Here is a 16,474-nt window from a genome sequence, read left to right as displayed (position 1 = left end):
GTAGGGCGCCCGGGGCGGCACGCAAGCGCCTCGGTGCGATGCTGCAGGAGTCGATCGACGCCCGAGGTATCAAGCGGCGGGCCGCCGCACGACTCGTCCCGGACGGCGCGTTGCGGGAGTCGGTCCTCCGGAGCTGGTGCCACGGCAAGGCCGCTCCTCACGCGACGGACTCCTTCTGGAGCCTGATCGAGCACTTGCAGGACCCGGACGGCCGACACCTCTATCCCCGCGAGGAATGGGAAGCGGCTCTCCGCGCCGCCCAAGGGGAGACCACCAGGGGTCGGCACGTTTGGAAAGCCGCATCGGAAAGGCGCGGCAGGAAAGGCGAGCGCGCCGCGATGGACGCCTTCGTCCGTGATCGGAGCCCGCAGGCGGCCTCGTACCTGTGGTGGCACGCGCAGCTGCCTGTGGGAAAGACAGCGCTGCTCACCGACTACGCAAGGCAGCCGCCGAAGGACGTCGACCCCCTGATCTGCGTCCTGTCCGAGGAGCACGGGAGGAACACCCGTACCGGATTCCTCGCCGACCTGCGCCAGCAGCTCCAGGTGCCCGAGCCCCGGCGGAAGCAATCCGACGAGGCGGAGTTCACACACCTGCTCACGAAGGCCGCAGGTCGCAGCCGAAAGCAGAAGCGGCAGCTCCTCCTCGTGGTCGACGGCTTGGACGAGGACCTCGCCTGGCCGACGGCCGGGGCGCCTGGTGGGACCGGGGTGGCGAGCATCGCCGCACTCCTCCCGGCCGCTCCTGCGGCAAACGTCCGCGTCATCGTTTCCAGCCGGCGGAGCGGGCCGCTGCCCGCCGACGTCCCCGAAGGGCATCCGCTGCGCGGGCGCGAGTGCCTTCGCCCGCTCGCGGCCGGCGACTGGTCGGAGGTGGTCGAACAGGCAGGCTTCGCGGACCTGGAGCGGCTGCGTACGACCAACCTGGGCCGGGCCGTCACCGACCTGCTCGCCATCACGGACGGCGGGGGCGGCCTGCGCGCGGCCGACCTCGCGGAGCTGACGGGCGCCTCCGTCGAGGACGTGACCGGTCTGCTGCACAGCAGGGAGCGGCGCTGCATCGTCTCGAACGAGGAATCGGCCGGGGCCCAGCTGCTGAGCCACCCCGACATGCCGCACGCCATCCGGCGGGAGTGGGACCAGGCCACCAGGGAGCGCTGCACTCGTCGGCTGCACGCCTGGGCGGAGCGCTGGCGCGAGGCCGGCTGGCCCGAGGGCTCTCCGACGTATCTGCTGACCGAGTATCCGCAGATGCTGGACACGGCCGGTGAACGCGGACGGTTCCTGCTCGACCCGTTGCGACAGCTGCGGGTCAAGGCCGCGTTGGGCCCTCAGGTCGTGCTCGACCAACTACGTCTTCTCAAATCCGAGCTCAAGGCAGTCGAGGTATCGGACCCTGAACAGCAGGAGGCCGGGACCGCCGTCCGGCTGGCCGCCGCGCTGGACCTCGTGCAGCGCCGGGTCGGGCCGGTCCCGCCTCGGGCTCCGGTACTCCTCGTACGGTTGGGGGACGTCGTCCGCGCCTGCACCGTGGCCCGCTCGGAGCCGGAACTCGTGGTGCGGGCCGCCCGGCTGGCCGAAGTCGCCGTCGAAGCGGCACGCGCCTGGCACCCCGATTTCACGGCGATCGCGCGAGAGGCGGCCGACTGCATGGTCCGGGCGGGCCGGTTCACTCCGCGGGCCGGTGGCTTCTTCGAGGACGCCTGTGCGGAGGTGGCCGAGGCAGCGCGCGCGTTGGACACGATCGGCAGGAGGGATGAGGCGAAGGCGCTGTTCCGAGCCGTGGTGCTCAGCGACGCGGCCGACATGGACGCTCTCGCCGACGGGGCGGTCCTCCTCTCCGCAGGCAGCTGCGAGCGATTCGTGGAAGTCCTGGAGGAGCATGCGGAGGAGCTGAGCGAGGCCGACCCTCGGGCCCAGGCCATGGCTGTGGACATCTGGGCGACCATCGCCCGCGCCTCCGGCTCCCGAAGCGTCGCGAACCTGGACCGGATCGAACGCCTCTGCACGGCCATCGACCTGTCCGACGGGCTGATCGTGGTAGACGTTCTCGCCATCGCGGCCCAGGCCCTGGCGACCATGGGCCGCCGGTCGAAGGCCTGGGACGTGCTCAAGACCGCGCGGGACCGGTTGCACGCTGCCCTGGTCGGGCTGGACTCCCCAGCCGACCGGGCCCACCGGGGACGCGAGTTCTCCGGCACGATGGACCGTATGGTCCGCGCCGAGACGGCGGCCGGCACCGGCCTCACACCTCACCTGGACGCCAAGCTGCTGGTGACCGCCCTTGGCCAGGGGGTTCGCACCGGCGTTCTCGGCGACGACCAGCTGGAGCGGGCGGAGGCCTTTCTCTCAGCAGTCGACGAACAGGTGGCAGCAGAGCACGCCGCCCACCTCGCGGCGAAGAAGGAGGAACGACGGGCCCACCGGGCGAAGGTGGAGGCGAGCGCGAAGGCCCTGAAGGAGGAACGGGACGCCAAACGGAACCTCGCTCAGGCTCCCCCGACCCGACGTACACGGCCTCGTGCCCAGGCGGACGAAGTACCCTCACCCTCCACAGTCCCAGGCCGAAGCCCGGCGCTCGGGAACCACGAGCCCGTCATCGGTCCGGTCACCCGGCTCCAGTACGCGGAACAGCTGGTGCACGACGGCAACGTCGAGCTCGGGCGCGAGCAGGTGGAGGCCGCTGTCCGCTCCTCGCTCCCCGACTCTCCGATCGTTCTGAGCCCCCGCTCGGCCGAGGAGTTGCTCCGGGCGCTCGGTACAGCCGGTGAGTTCGGGCGGGCCGAACAGCTGATCAGCTTCTCGACGGAGCCGGGCGACCGCACTCGGCAGTTGGCCGCGCTGTCCATGGGGTGCTCTCTCGGCGGGCGTTCACCGGAGGCGGTTGCTTACGCCCACGAGGCCGCCCGGCTGATCCCTCCCGCTCCGCACTTCGCCGTGCAAGGAGCCGTCGCGCAGGCCCTGGCCCATGCGGGGGACGCGGAAGCGGCACTGTTGGTGGCCCGGATGGACGAGTCGGCGGATGTCAAGGCGTCCTCTTCGGCACGGGGCAGGCGGACTCGACGCGCGCTGCTTCTCGTCGCAGTCGGCCTGGCACGGCACGATCCGGAACGGGCCGCTGAACTGATCGGGCCAGCGGTCCGGCTGGTACAGCGGCGCATCGGCGTCGGCCGCCCGGTCGGCCAACTCCCGGCGCTGGCAGAACTGTTGCTCGCAGTACCCGATCCGATGCGACCGGATCCGGAGCTCAGCGAAGCGATCCGGCTCGCCTCGAAGTTCGTGAACGGGCCTCGACAGACCTGGGACCGGGAGGAGACGGTGCTCCTGGCCCTGCTGCGGCGGCTCGGCTGCGCACCCGCACCGGGACGCGCCGCGGGTGAGCTGGACGAGTGGCTGCGCTCCCTTCGACCCGAACGGGCTCCCCACGCTGAACTCGCCTTACTCAGCGCCCTGGACGGCGATGCCGCGAGTGCCTTGCGCGTCGCGAACGCAGCACCGACACCGACGGCGCGTGCCGTTGCGCTGGCTGCTTCCGCCCATGTCCTGGCTGGGGCGCCCGCAGTCCTGCCCGTCGAGGAGCCTCAGGACAGCACTGTTCGGCTCTGCCTCGCACTCGCTCACGCTCGGGGAGACCGTCACGGCCGCACGGACGCAGACAGGGCGGCAGCCCAGGGCCTTCTCCAGGAGCTGCTTGCCGACGGCGGTTGGACTCAGGCGATCCCGTTGCTGCCGCGGTTGGTTCCCGAGTCCCTACACCCCCTGAGCGAACTCGTCGCCGCACATATCAGCAGCCGAACAAGCATCTGACGACGGAAGCCACCCCGTGAACGGCCAGTGAGTCACAACCAAGGTCTACCTGGGCGACAGACGCAGCAAGAAGACCCGATAATGCACTGCTGGGTATCGGCCCCACGCTCGCATGGGTTGCTCCAGGCAGTCGTGGTGGGGGTTGGCGCCCTGATCGTCCCGCCCCGCCTTCGCGGGGGTTGCTCCGACGAGCTGGTGAACGATCCGCAGTTCACAGCGTCGGCCCCGCACTTGCGGGGATTGCTCCGCGGCGTCGCACGGGCAGCCGTCCAACCGAGTCTTGGAGCGACGGGGGTGTTCCCGTGGACTCCGGCTGGCCGGAGGCGGCCGTGCCGGGGGGTGTGGCACGGCTTCCCTACCTGCCGGCCAGGAACGACTGTAGTGAGGCCGCCTTGGCGCAGACGCCACGGTCCGTTCGGCGGGAGCTGGCCGGCGTGACCGGGGCGAGCCAGTGGGCGTAGTGGCGGGGCGGGCCTGCCCCGCCGCCGCCCGGGTCACCGGTGGTTGCAGTGTCGCCCTCAGACGGTCTGGTCGATGACGGCCCGGGCGGCGCGTTGTAGTGCCTCGTCGTCCTTGACGCTCCCGAAGAAGCCGCCGCTTCGGCGGGCGAGGGCGAGTTCGGCGTGGATCCGTGAAAGGGCAGGTGCGGCGGCGGGTCCCATCCGCTGGAGGCAGTCCACGACGGGGCCTGCGGTCGAGTCGTTCTCCTCCCATGCCTCCAGCAGCACAGGCAGGACGGCCTCGGCCGGGCCGCCGATGTCGTGGATCGCGGCGGCGGAGTGGACCCGGATCCCGATATGGCCGGCTTCGGACAACTGCCGCAGGCGGGGCAGTGCTGCGGCCGCAGGCCCTCCCATCCGGCTGAGGACGTCGGCGGCGTCCTGGTCCTTGCTGGTGTCGAGCAGGGCGATCAGCCGCGGCACGGCATCGGCGGGGTCGCACTCGATGTCCCACAGGGCCTTCACGGCCGCGAAACGTAGGTCCGTGTCCTGGGCGTCGACGAGCGGCCGGACCGTCGTGGGACTCTGACGGCACTTCTCGACTATGGCTTCCGCTGGTTCCGCTTCGACGGATGAAACCGGCACCACGTTCCCGGGCAATCGGCCGGCCCGCCCGAAGACTCGGCGGGCCGATACCTGCTGCTACGCGCAGGTGTCGAGCTTCTCGACGAGCGCGGCCCTCTCGGATGTGGTGGTGCTGAGGCCGTAGAGATACTTGTCGACCCACCGGAGTAGGTACACAAGTACGACCGGAGCGACGGCCGCCAGGCGGCCGGCCCCTTGTCGGCCTTCGCACGTCTCCCGGAGGTGGCCCGTGTCACCGACCTGGTCAACGCTGGCTGTCTCCGCGGTCACGGTGGCTGGAGCGCACCCCCACCATGATGTCTATAGATCGTTTATATGCGTCTTTTGTGTTCTCGGCGTTGCCTGCGAAAGTCGCTCGACGTGAAATTCCAGGATCACCTGAGGTCACTCCTCCCGGGTCGGTCCTCGCACGCCGTCGAAGACCCGCCACCGGTCGCTGGAAGCCCCTCGCGCACAGGCACCGGCCTGACAGCATGTCGGCGTGACTGAAGAAGTGCACAACCACACCCACAACCACAACGAGGGATCGCCTCAGTACCTGCTCCAAGCACACAACGTCTACGGCGCCCATCTGGGCTCTGCCCCTGCCTCCCGGGAAAGACCGTCGGCCTCCGACGACGCCGAGAGCGACATCCTGGATGGATTGGCCCGCAAGGTTCTGGATCAGTGGCGCGACGAGGCCAGTGTCCGTGGTCTGCACCACCGAGTTCCGATGACGATCCCCTGGGAGCTGGAGCAGGCTCACTGGAGCACTCCGAACGCAGAGCGCCCCGAACTGGCCGGACTTGAGGATCTGGTTGCCTGGGTCCGGTCGCTCACGCCACGCCAGCTGGTGGTCACCGGTCCCCGCGAAGCGGGGAAGTCGTCCTTGGCCGTCCTGTTGGTGGTCGAGCTGCTGACAGCCAGGCCCCCCGGCTCCCGGGAGAGCGTGCCGGTCATCCTGTCGATGCCGGACTGGGAGCCGGGCGGCAGCATCAAGAACTGGGTCATCAGTCGCCTCGTCGAGGAGTACGGGGGCCGCGTCAAAGGTCTGGACCGGCCGACCGTGGAGTCGCTGGTGCAGGATCGACGGATTGTTCCCGTGCTCGACGGCCTCGACGAAATGCCACCGCTGGCTCGCGAGGACGCGGTGAAGGAGCTGGAGCACGCACTCGGCGCGACGGACCCCGTGATTCTGACCTCCCGGCCGGAGTCCTTCCAGCCTTTCGCGGACGAGTTGCCGGTGCTGCGCAATGTGCCCGTTCTGCGTCTCTGCCCGGTGCCTCCCGAGGCCGGAAGGGCTTACCTCGCCCAGATGCGCCACCCGGATCGCCTCGGCCCCTGGCAGTCGCTCTTCGACACGATGAAGGACGATCCCGAAGGCCCGGTCGCCGCCACCCTCTCCTCGCCCCTGATGCTCTGGCTCGCGGCAACGGTGTACGCACCGAAGAACGCCGATCCTCGGGAACTGCTCGATGCGACACGGCTGCCCACCCGGACGGACATCGAGGGCCACCTCCTCGACAAGCTGATCCCGACCGTCTGTACACGGGGACCCCGACGGTCCGACCCCGCCAGGCCGGTGCGCCGTTGGAAGTCCAGCAGAGCACCCGGATACTTCCAGTTCCTGGCCGGCGAGCTTCACCGCCGACGTACCCAGGACATCGCGTGGTGGCATCTGCGGAGCCGACTGACCGAGCCGGGTATCTGGGGAACCGTCGTCATCGTCGCCGTCGGCGTCTACGGCACGTCGGTGAGCTATGCGATCGCCGGGCTGGCCGCCCTCGCGGGAGTCGCTCCCCCGCGGCCCGGGCTCGGGGTCCAGGGAGTCGGCCAGGTGCTCGGGGCCGTCGCCGCGGTCGCCATCATCGCAACGGCATTCGGGAGGACGCTCACACGGCACCTGTTCAGCGGCTTCGACGATCGCCCACGACGGCCGGCGCCCGGAAACAGTGGCTGGCTGTTCCTGGCAGTGGCGGCCGCGGCCACGACAGCCGTCGGCATGGCCCTGCCTGGCAGCACGTCGGCGAGCGTGTGCCTCTTCCTTCTTCCTCTGCTCTCCGGTGTGCTCCTGACCCGGTCGGCCGATTCCGACATGGCGGCCAAGCCGAGGCAGTTGCTGCGCGACGAGCGCAGGATCGCGCTTGTCGAATCCGCAGTGGTCGCACCGGCCGTCGCGGGAACCTCTCTGGCGTTCTTCCACTGGCTCAACGGCAATCCGCTCCTCATCGCGGGCGGTCTCGTCATCAGCTGGTCATGCTCGGCGGCGGTGCTGATCGCCCTCAGCCGATGGGGTCGTTGGACGGCCGCACGCCTCATCCTGGCGAAGCGTCGATGCCTGCCACGCGATGTCCTCGGATTCCTTGAGGACGGCCACCGACTGGGCGTGCTCCGGCGGTTCGGCGGGGTCTACCAGTTCCGGCACGCCGCGTTGCGATCGCGGCTCATCGGTGAGCTTCCAGGCCGGCCGCCGGAAGGTGCCACAGGACCACGCGAAGTGGTGCTCAGGAGCAGCGTGCGGAGCATCGGGGCCCTGCGGACCTTGGCATTCGATCTGTGGGGGCTGACCGCCGTGTTCCTCCTGGTGGTCTCCCCGGTGTCCTCGGGATCGGGATTCCAGGGCGACTTGCGCCAGACCTGGCTGCTGACGGTGCGCTGGTGGCCTCTGCTGCTGGGCGTGCTCGGCGTTCTTCTCCTCGGGTCGCTGGCCTTGCGGGCGGTCGCGACGCGGCTGCGCGTCGACAGCGAGGGCATGCTGATCAACGAGGGTCGCAAGCTACGGCTGCGGTGGGAAGACGTGGCGAAGGTACAGGTGATCAGAGTCGGATCCCATAGGGACGGAGGAGCCGGCTCCCCTGGGTTGAACGTCTCGTACTGTCTCGCGATCACGCGGGTGGCCGAACAGGAGACCGGTCGTTCCCTCACCGGCTCGGACGACTGGATCCGGGTATGGGACCTGGGCCCCACCGAGGTGGTGCCGCTCGACCTGGAGGTCGCGCTGACCCGGTTCGCCGGCGACCGCTGGCGCCGTGACGTCTGAGGTCTGAAGGCTGTGGCCCGCGCCAGGAGTGCTCCGGCCCGCCGTGATCGGACGCCCCGCGGAACCGACGGCGGCGGAACTCCCGCAGCTCAACCCTGACCGTCCGCACAGCGCTCCGCGGCTGCTCGGGCCGCCTTGCCTCGCCGCCCTCCGGATGCCTCAGGATTTTCCGCGGAAAATTCCAAGGCATCCGGAGGGGCCCGAGCAGCACCAGGGTGTCGGGGTCCCGGTTCACGCGCTCGTGCGGGGGAGGCTGGACACGTCACTGCCGTGGTCGCACCGGGCACGAGAAATTTTCCGCGGAAAATCGTGTCCGCCTGCCGAGAGCCGCCCGGCAGGGCGATCCGTTCGGTACGGCTTGAGCAGCTGTCGCCACGTGGCTCTGCCGTACGGTCGGCTCCTGCGAGGACCGGCGTCTGGGCGGCCGATCGCTACGGGCCGGGGCATTCGGCGGACATGTACTCGTCCGCGATGGTGAACACGCTGGCACAGCGTGGGCATTCAGCACGGCCGAAGAGATACCTGATCCCGGCGGCGAGTGCCTCCTGCCCGTCCCGGACGGCAGTGTCGTGCATCCATCGGCCAGTCCCCGAGAGTTCCTCACCAGCCGCCGACCGCAGGTCGCGTCGCTCCACGTCGCCCAGGTTCCAGTCCCGGATCGCCGAGTAGCGCCCGTAGTCACCGATGGAGATCGTCACCTCCGCACCGCAGTGGGGGCAGGCCAGGTGGTAGAAGTCGTCCGTGAAGTCCCCCAGGGCGGCGCTCCAGTGGTACTGCGCATTGACCGCCAGCAGGTCGCGGAACGCCGCGAGGTAGTCGTCCGGCCGCGACATCAGGTACTGGTCCAGCAATACACGGAACTCGGCGATCGTCCCGGCGCAGTCGGCGAACAGATCGTCGCAGCCGTGGTGCCCTGCCGCGCGCCGTACGATCGTGCCGGCCAGTGCGCGCGCCCGAGGATCGCTCGACGCGAGCCGCACAAGGCGGGGAAGGGCTGCGAAGCTCGCGGGGAAGACGAGGTCGCCTTCCAGGCACAGCCGGTATCCGAGTTCCATCCACGCCTCGGCATCGCCATCCTGTTCCACGCGTTCCAGAAGCTCGGGAACGCGATCGGCGTCCCCATAGCCGTCGCACATCCGTGTCCAGTTCACCACCCGGGCATTCAATCGTCTGGAGGCCCCCGAGATGAATCCCCGGGTACCGGCCGGCTCTCCTGGTAGCCGATCGGCGGGCCGACCGATGACAGGGACGGACAGCTTCGACCGAACAAGAGCCGCAGAATTTTCTGCGGAAAATCGGTGAGGCCGCGAAACGGCCGACCCCTCGGCGCCGGGAGTGGAACCGCGTCCTGCCGATCCGGGCCGGGCGCGCAGCGCGGCCTGCGGGCACTGTCCGTGCCCGTCCTTAGAGTGTGCCGGTGTGAGATCACCTGAAGAGCTGCACACGATCGACTGGCCGTCTCTGGGACACTTCTTCGGCGACGGCCGTGACGTCCCCGGCTGGATACGCGCCCTGTACTCCGAGGACCGGCACCTGGCGGACAGGGCGCTGTCCGAGTTCTTCGGCCGGGCGTTGCACCAGGGGTCGGTGTCCTCGGCCGCCGTGGCGGCTGTTCCCTTCCTCGCGCACGCGGCGGTGCACGCCCGCCACGAACGGGTGCACGTGCTGGCGGCTCTGGCCGGATGCGGGGGCACCGAGGCGGAGCCGGTGTACGAGGACGAGATACGGGGGTGTGCCCGGGTCGCCGCGGAGGTGGCGGGGCTGCTGCACCTGCTGCGCGACGAGGACCCGCTGGTGCGCCGCAACATGGTGCGCGTCGCCCGCCGTGCCACTGGCGAGACCGTCCCCGTTGTCCTGCGCGAGCTGACCGCCTGCTACACCTCCGACCCTGCCGCCGCTGTCCGCGCCGAGGCGCTCACCGTCCTGACGCTGCTCGACCCGGACGGCGATGCCGCCCGCCGCCGCCTCCGATCGGCCCTGACGGACCCTGTGTCGGCCGTCCGCGCCGCCGGCGCTCTGGCCCTGCTGGAACGTTCAGAGGCGCCCTACCCGGCCGACGTGGTCGCCGTCCTGGCCGAGGCCGGGGGCGACCCCGGCTTCGACGTCAGTGCCGGTGAGTTCGTCCCGGGGATCGGCAACACCGACGAACGCACCTGGATCCTGACCGAGGACGCGGACGCTCTGGCGGTGGTGGCCCGCGGCTGGATCACCCACGGGGACCACCAGGGCCGCGGCACACGCCGAGCCCGACACCTGTCCGGGATGTGGCGCGACCGCGAGGACGAGACCGTCAGCCTGCTCACCGAAGCCCTCCGCCACGAGCACGACCTCTGGGACCTCGGCGGCCTGCTCGACGTGATCTCCCAGTGCCTGTTCGGGGATTCCCGCCCCGACCCGGCGCTCGCCGACAACCTCCTCCCCCACGTCCACACCGACACCCTCGCCGGCCGCCGCGCCCAGACGATCCTCGGTCAGCTCGGCGATCCGCGGCTCCTCGCCCACGTTCCCGAACCGGCGCCGGAGGCACTGGCCGCGCTCGCTCTCCGTACCCGCGCCCCCGAGCACCAGCGCCTCGCCCTGCGGCACCGGGACGCCACCCACCTGGACAGCCTCTACGACGCTCTCTCCGCCGAGGAGGCCCGCACCCATCTGCCCGACCTCACCCGCCTGCTGCGCGACCGCCCCACCCTGACCCTCGTCCGCCGCTTCGGCGATTGGGCGATCCGGGACGCCGGACTCCTCGGCTCTCTGGAAGCCCTCACCCGCGCAACCGATGACGAACTCGCGGCCGCGGCAGCCGTCACCACCGCCCTCCTCACCGACGATCCGGGCGCCGTCCTGCGCCTGCTGGCACACCAGCTCGCCGAGAACAGCCGGCGGCTGGAGGAGGCCGGACGCCTGGGCGATGCGGCCGCTCCCCTGCTGCCGCTGATCGAGTGCTACCTCGACGACGGCTACGACTGGACCCGGCTGCACGCCGCCGAGGCCCACTGGCGGATCACCGACGATCCGTCCGTCGCGCTCCCCGTTCTGACCGCGCTGCTGGATCCGTCCCGCCCCGTGGGTGTGCGGGCCCTCCAGGCAGTCCACCGGATCGGGCCTCCCTATCCGTCCGACCTGCAGCGGCAGCTGCTGCACTGGGCGACCAGTGAGCGCCGCCTGCTGCGCGAGTACGGCACCTGCTTCCCGGCCCAGCGGCACCGTGACGACCAGCTGCGCGAGACGGCGCGCCGGATGCTCGACTGACGCCACCGGGGGCGTGGGGCCGGGCCCCGGAGTTGAGCACGGGTACTCGCTCCCGCGACCACACACCCGTGACATCCGAGGGGGAGTCGGCGCACCTGGCCCACCTCTCCGTACCGGCTCAGGTCCGCCGGGGATGGCCCGCGACCCGCGCGCCGAATTTTCCGCGGAAAATTCGGCGCCCCGGAAGCCCTCACCTCAGGGAGGATTCGAGGGTGATGCAGGATTTTCTGCGGAAAATCGGAAGCCTCCACCAGTCCCCGATGACCAGGCCGACCGGGGCAGCGGTACAACGGTGCAGCGGGCCCCCTGCCTTCCAGCCGTTCCGCCGGTCCCGGATGGATCCGCCGGTCCGGGGGCAGCGAGCAGTCGCACGGTACCGGGGGTTGAGGCCGACGAGGTGTACCGGGAAGGCATGGCCGATAGCCGCCGGACGGTAAAACCGGGAAGCGCACGACTCACCGAAGCACCGCCGACTCCCAGGGCCGGACGCTGGTGAACGGAAAGCCGGCCCGGTCGGTCGGTTCGACGGTCCGGCGCTGACGGTACGTTTCCTACGGCTGAGAATTTTCCGCGGAAAATCGTCCGGCTGCATCCGCGGAGCGACACCGCCGGCCGAGGAGAGGATCTGGGGTCCTCCTCCCGACTGCGCAACCCTTCCCGAGTCGGCTTCCCGCGACGATCATGGGCGGCATGAACAGTGGGCTTGGCGAGGACAGCAGTTCGAACAGCAGCATCTCCCCAGCGAGCTGGATCGAAGAAGTGAGCCTTCGAACCGTGGAGCCGGATGGCTCCCTCCGGCCTGTCGTCCTTCGCATCGGTCCGCCTTCCGGCGCACTCATCGCGCTCCTCGACGACGATGTTCTCACCGAGATCAGCGGAACCGACTACCTCGACTGCCTCGCCCAGGCCCGGCGGCAGCTGGAGCGCGACGGCCGCCTGCTCTGCTGCCAGGGAGCCCGTCCTGACGTTCATCCGTCGGGACAGTTGCGCCAGTTCAGTAACGGACGGCAGGCGTACGTCCGCTTTCCGGACCTTCAAGGCGAGCCCCCTGAGATCGTCGACATCTTCGCCCCGGCCGAGCCCGGAGACGTCGTCGGTCTTGAGGACCAGCGAGCCGCCATCGTCCGAGCCTGGAATACACGGCACCCGGGACATCAGATCTGACCGTCAACCAGTCACGCATGGCAGCACCCGCGTGTCGTACAGGCGGAATTCGGTGGAGGACCGCGACTGGGTCGGGCCATGATCCATGCCATGGAGACGATCGTGGATCTCGACGAGGCGGCTGCGGAGGTGGCTGCGCGGACGTCCGGTTGGCGGGCCGCTGGTCTCGTGGTGGGCGAGATGACATGGCGCGACGAGACGGCACCGTGGCCGCAGCGCCTTGAGACGGACAGGATGCGGGTGGCCAATCCCGACTCGGTGGGGGTACTTGTCTCCGGTCCCGAGGAGACCCAGCTGTCGGTGGTGCTGTTCCGAGGCGGCTGGGCCGACGTCGACTATCTCGCCAGCATCGACGACGCCGGGACGTTTCCGGCTTCGGGGATCGATTCGGCGGTGGCGTTCGGCATCCGGCTCGACGAATGGGTGGTCTGCGTGTTCGGTGAACGGGACGTGTAACGGAACGCCTTCCTCGGTGCCGCGGGTGGCAGCCGGGGAAGGCCCTGCTGTTGTCAGGAGAGATCGCGCCGAGGCCTGACGGACAGACCATCACGCGAACCACTCAGCAGGCTGTCGCCCTTCCTCGATCCCCTTCCGGAGTGAAGGTGACGGAACCGGGTTCGGCCCGTGGGGTGCCGCAGTCCGAACGCGCGCGGGCCCCACAACTGCGCGCCGCGCACGTCCGGGTCGAGCACCGCCGGGACGGACGGCGGGCCAGGCGCGGGCGTGTCCTTGCGTGCACCGACAACGCCATCTCTCCGGGGGCCGTGGAATTTTCCGCGGAAAATCGTCCGCCCTCAGCCTCGAAGCAGCCCCTGCAACCAATGGGGGGAGAGGTGACGGAGGAGGGAGAGTGCGGGGACGGACCCCCGGAACAGGATCCGGCAGAATCACGACCGTGATCGAGAGCAGGAACACCAGTGCGACAACCATCGAGTCCAGGCCCCCGCTGACGGCCGGCCTCACCGGCGACGAACTGCTGCGCTGGTACTGGACGCTGGACGAGCTGACGGCTCTCGCCCGCTCGATGGGCGTCGCGCGGCACGGCGGGAAGGCGGCGCTCACCGCCCGGCTCGCCGCGGCACTGGACGGTCTGCCGCTACCAGCCGCCCCGGCGGGCCGTTCCCGGGCGACCGCGCAGTTGGCCGCGCCCGTTGACGGCGGCACGGTGATCCCGCCGGGCCAGCGGTGCAGCCAGGTCCTACGGAAGTACTTCGTCGAGGCGATCGGCCCCGGCTTCCACTTCGACGCCTTCATGCGCGAGTTCATCGCCCGGGGAGCCGACCTGACCCTGGCCGATGCGGTGGCCCACTGGCATGCCACGCGCCCTGAGACGCTCCGGCCCCGCGAGATCGGGGAGCAGTTCGAGTTCAACCACTTCACCAGCGCCTGGCACCGTACGAACCCGACCGGTACCCGCGCCCAGGCCCGCGAGGCCTGGTACGCCCACCGCGCACTCCCCAAAACCATCACCGGCGGCTGACGGCACTCACTCGCGGGAAGAGCCGAGGGAGCAGGGCATCGATCCGGTGCACGGCCCTCGCCGCGCGCGGGCGCCCAGCGGGCAGGAGCGCGGCGGCCCGAGGAAGCCCCGGCCTGTACGGCATGACTTCGCGGTGCGGGTGGTCGAACGGGGCCGGGCAGCGACAGAGCTGTGAGTCGTGGCTCCGGCCGATCCGGATGCCGGTGTCCTCGTCGGTGTCCCGGTCTTCGACGGGATCCCGGCCGCTGCCGTCGGGAGCACTGGACCTGATCGTCAGCAGCAGGTCCATGACCGGGAGCGGCAGCGCTTCCGCCCTGCCATCGGGACAGGGGGGCGGGGTGCGGTCAGTCCGCGGGACCGGGCACACCGCGTCCGTCGTGCCGGGGGCGGAAGGTTCCGGGCTGCCTCGGGCGTGCAGCCGGGGGTGGTCAGCGGGTCGCGGTGAACAGGCTGTTGAGCTCCGGGTAGTCGATGGTCTGCCGGAGGTGGTCGTAGCCGCCAACGCGGTGCAGTTCGAGTGCCGCATGCCGTGCCACGGCGTAGGCGGCCTGGGCCACGCTCGAACCGAGGCTGACACGGGCCACGCCGAGGGCACCCAGCTCGTCCACCGGCACGGTGTCCGACCCCGCCATGAGGTTGAGGGGGACCGTCAGCCCTTCGGCCAGGTCCTTGATGACGCCGGGGTCCGTGACGCCGGGGACGAAGATGCCGTCTGCGCCGGCGTCGATGTAGGAGCGTGCCCGTTCCAGTGTGTCCTGCAGCCGGGTGGCGGGGTCGCCCAGTCCGAGCAGGTAGGTGTCGATGCGGGCGTTGACGAACAGGTCGACGCCCGCCCTCTGCGCTGCACCGCGGGCGGCCGCGATCCGGTCGACGAGCGTGCCCGGGGGGCGGGTGCCGTCCTCGATGTTGATGCCCACCACGCCGGCTTCCAGTACCCGCGTGACGGTCTCCGCGACCTCGGCGGGGTTCTGTCCGTAGCCGCCTTCGATGTCTGCGGTCACCGGGACGGCGACCGCAGACGCGATGCGGGCGATGGCGTCCAGCACGGTGCCCCGGGGGACGCGGTCCCCGTCCGGGGCGCCGAGCGACCAGGCCACCCCGGCGCTGGTGGTGGCAATCGCGGTCGCCCCCGCGGCTTCGATGACGCGGGCGCTGGCGACGTCCCAGGCGTTCGCCAGTGCGAGTGGGCGAGCGGGCGTGTGGAGGGATCGGAAGAGCGAGGACTTGCTTGCGTTGGACATGCCCCTCAGAGAACCAGCAGGTGAAGCCGTTGTCCGGCGGGAAACCGACACGAACGTGCGCGAGCCCTGGCCACCTCCGATCGACGGGCTTCGCGGTCACGAGAGGCTGCCGGTTCTGGTGATCGGTTCGGTCGGACGCTGCTCGATCTCATGAGCAGCGCCACCGCCGCCGTGCCCAGCGCGGTGATCACGCTCGAACAGCTGTGGCGCGGGCACATCCAGGAGCTCGCCGGCTTCCTCACCGGGACGGTCAGCATCGACCCGGGGATGAAGCGGCCCCGGAAGTCCTGGAGCCGCTCCAAAATCCGCTGGATCCTCCGCCGTCGGCGAGGCACAATCCCGGTGAGCCGTAGCGGGGGAGCTTGTTTGGACGTGTTCGCGTGTGCGGGGTGCTGCACCGAGCTGACGGCACCGGTGTCCCGGGTCGCACTGCCTGTCCACACCGACCACGGTGCCTGGGAGGAACTTCATCCTCCGCTGATGGAGCCGGGGACGTACGCCGTCCACCCCCGGCCCACCGGGCCGCCCTGGCGGTTGTGGCAGGAGGTCGGAGAGGAAGCGGCTGCCCGGCAAGGGGTGTACGCGCCGGTGTACTCCGTCTCCTTCGGCGCGCGGGGCAGGATCGTCATCGCGCCCGGTGACTCCCGGTCGATGGCTCTGATCCTGGAGAAGTGCGAGGGCTACTGCCAGGGCGTGGACGGCCGGGCCGGGCCCAATCTGGCCTGTACGGGGTGCGGACGGGCCGTGGCGACCCGGATCGACGATTGCGGCTCGTGGCAGACCGTGTGGCTGGAGCCCGACGCGGTCGTCCGCCGTTCCTCGGGGCTCCCGGACGGCCCGTTGCCCGGCTGGGCGGACCTGGAGCGTGCCGAACACCGCGTCCCGCCCGTCGAACCCGACGGGTCGTGGAGCCGCCGCTGGGAGGCGGCGGTCGGCGTCGCGCTGGCCCACCTCGTGGCGGCCACCGAGAACCACCCGGTGACCCTCCCCTCCGGCCCTGTCGCCGAGCTGCTCGGCCACGCCGTGGCCCGCTACCTCCCGTCCGGGCCCGACCCCCGCTCGGTGGGACTGGCCGGTCCGGGCATCCCCGAGCCCCGGCCCCGCCCCGATGTCCTCCTCGTCCCCCGCCACCCCGGCACGGGCGAGCCGTGGCGCCCACCCGACCGCGAGGCCACGGTAGTGCCGCTGGACAGCGGAGTCTGGGCGTACCTCACCGGCCCCGGGGAGGAAACCTCACCGACACCCGCCACCGGGGTACTCCCGGCGGGAGTCCTGCGCGACGACTACCCCCTGCCATCGCGCCCCTGGTACCCCCTGGAACCCCACGACGACGCCTTCACGCACACCCTGGTCCGGCTGCCCGCGATCCGTAGCCCCCGGCTGCGCCGGTATCACCACACCGCGTACCAGTCGTGAGCGCCCGTGAGGCGATG

The 16,474-nt window shown here is 70.6% G+C and carries 10 protein-coding genes; 7 read left to right on the top strand and 3 right to left on the bottom strand.

Annotated features, from left to right (window positions below):
- The first annotated feature begins 38 nt into the window (after positions 1-38).
- Complete coding sequence (locus ACFVUY_RS38825; RefSeq protein ID WP_387736802.1) at positions 39-3,806, top strand: hypothetical protein; 3,768 nt, start codon at positions 39-41, stop codon at positions 3,804-3,806.
- 518 nt (positions 3,807-4,324) lie between these two features.
- Here the strand turns inward: ACFVUY_RS38825 and ACFVUY_RS38820 are convergent.
- On the bottom strand, positions 4,325-4,771 hold the full coding sequence (locus tag ACFVUY_RS38820; RefSeq protein ID WP_387736801.1) for a hypothetical protein: 447 nt from the start codon (positions 4,769-4,771) through the stop codon (positions 4,325-4,327).
- 601 nt (positions 4,772-5,372) lie between these two features.
- Between ACFVUY_RS38820 and ACFVUY_RS38815 the strand changes: the two genes are divergently transcribed.
- Positions 5,373-7,910 carry a hypothetical protein gene (locus ACFVUY_RS38815; protein ID WP_387736800.1) on the top strand — a complete coding sequence of 846 codons (2,538 nt, stop codon included), beginning with the start codon at positions 5,373-5,375 and terminating at the stop codon, positions 7,908-7,910.
- A gap of 431 nt (positions 7,911-8,341) precedes the next feature.
- Here ACFVUY_RS38815 and ACFVUY_RS38810 read toward each other — a convergent pair whose 3' ends face one another.
- The gene (locus ACFVUY_RS38810; RefSeq protein ID WP_387736799.1) at positions 8,342-9,064 is read right to left on the bottom strand and encodes a hypothetical protein; all 723 of its coding nucleotides are present in this window, start codon (positions 9,062-9,064) and stop codon (positions 8,342-8,344) included.
- A 265-nt stretch (positions 9,065-9,329) separates the two neighbouring features.
- Here ACFVUY_RS38810 and ACFVUY_RS38805 point away from each other — a divergent pair, with 265 nt between their 5' ends.
- The 4 genes from ACFVUY_RS38805 to ACFVUY_RS38790 all read left to right on the top strand — a co-directional run bounded on the left by ACFVUY_RS38805 (position 9,330) and on the right by ACFVUY_RS38790 (position 13,800).
- The gene (locus ACFVUY_RS38805) at positions 9,330-11,156 is read left to right on the top strand and encodes a hypothetical protein (RefSeq protein WP_387736798.1); all 1,827 of its coding nucleotides are present in this window, start codon (positions 9,330-9,332) and stop codon (positions 11,154-11,156) included.
- A 690-nt stretch (positions 11,157-11,846) separates the two neighbouring features.
- Entirely contained in the window at positions 11,847-12,320 is a 474-nt protein-coding gene (locus ACFVUY_RS38800) for a hypothetical protein (RefSeq protein WP_387736797.1), read from the top strand.
- A gap of 90 nt (positions 12,321-12,410) precedes the next feature.
- Complete coding sequence (locus ACFVUY_RS38795) at positions 12,411-12,776, top strand: hypothetical protein (RefSeq protein WP_387736796.1); 366 nt, start codon at positions 12,411-12,413, stop codon at positions 12,774-12,776.
- Between the two features lie 439 nt (positions 12,777-13,215).
- Positions 13,216-13,800 (top strand): DUF6434 domain-containing protein, encoded by a 585-nt coding sequence (locus ACFVUY_RS38790; protein WP_387736795.1) that lies wholly within the window; start codon positions 13,216-13,218, stop codon positions 13,798-13,800.
- Positions 13,801-14,228: 428 nt separating this feature from the next.
- On the opposite strand, the gene ACFVUY_RS38785 is transcribed toward ACFVUY_RS38790, so the two are convergent.
- The gene (locus ACFVUY_RS38785) at positions 14,229-15,041 is read right to left on the bottom strand and encodes an isocitrate lyase/phosphoenolpyruvate mutase family protein (RefSeq protein ID WP_387736794.1); all 813 of its coding nucleotides are present in this window, start codon (positions 15,039-15,041) and stop codon (positions 14,229-14,231) included.
- Between the two features lie 366 nt (positions 15,042-15,407).
- On the opposite strand from ACFVUY_RS38785, the gene ACFVUY_RS38780 reads away from it, so the two are divergent.
- Positions 15,408-16,457 (top strand): hypothetical protein, encoded by a 1,050-nt coding sequence (locus ACFVUY_RS38780; protein WP_387736813.1) that lies wholly within the window; start codon positions 15,408-15,410, stop codon positions 16,455-16,457.
- The last annotated feature ends 17 nt before the right edge of the window (positions 16,458-16,474 follow it).

This window comes from Kitasatospora sp. NPDC058063 (assembly GCF_042885395.1).
Lineage (GTDB): Bacteria > Actinomycetota > Actinomycetes > Streptomycetales > Streptomycetaceae > Kitasatospora > Kitasatospora lactacystinica.
This window is presented reverse-complemented; position numbering and strand designations above follow the sequence as displayed.

Excerpts from the sequence above, each read along its gene's own strand:
- ACFVUY_RS38800 (WP_387736797.1), top strand. The coding sequence starts at position 11,847 with ATGAACAGTGGGCTTGGCGAGGACAGCAGTTCGAACAGCAGCATCTCC.
- ACFVUY_RS38825 (WP_387736802.1), top strand. The coding sequence starts at position 39 with ATGCTGCAGGAGTCGATCGACGCCCGAGGTATCAAGCGGCGGGCCGCC.
- ACFVUY_RS38795 (WP_387736796.1), top strand. The coding sequence starts at position 12,411 with ATGGAGACGATCGTGGATCTCGACGAGGCGGCTGCGGAGGTGGCTGCG.
- ACFVUY_RS38785 (WP_387736794.1), bottom strand. The coding sequence starts at position 15,041 with ATGTCCAACGCAAGCAAGTCCTCGCTCTTCCGATCCCTCCACACGCCC.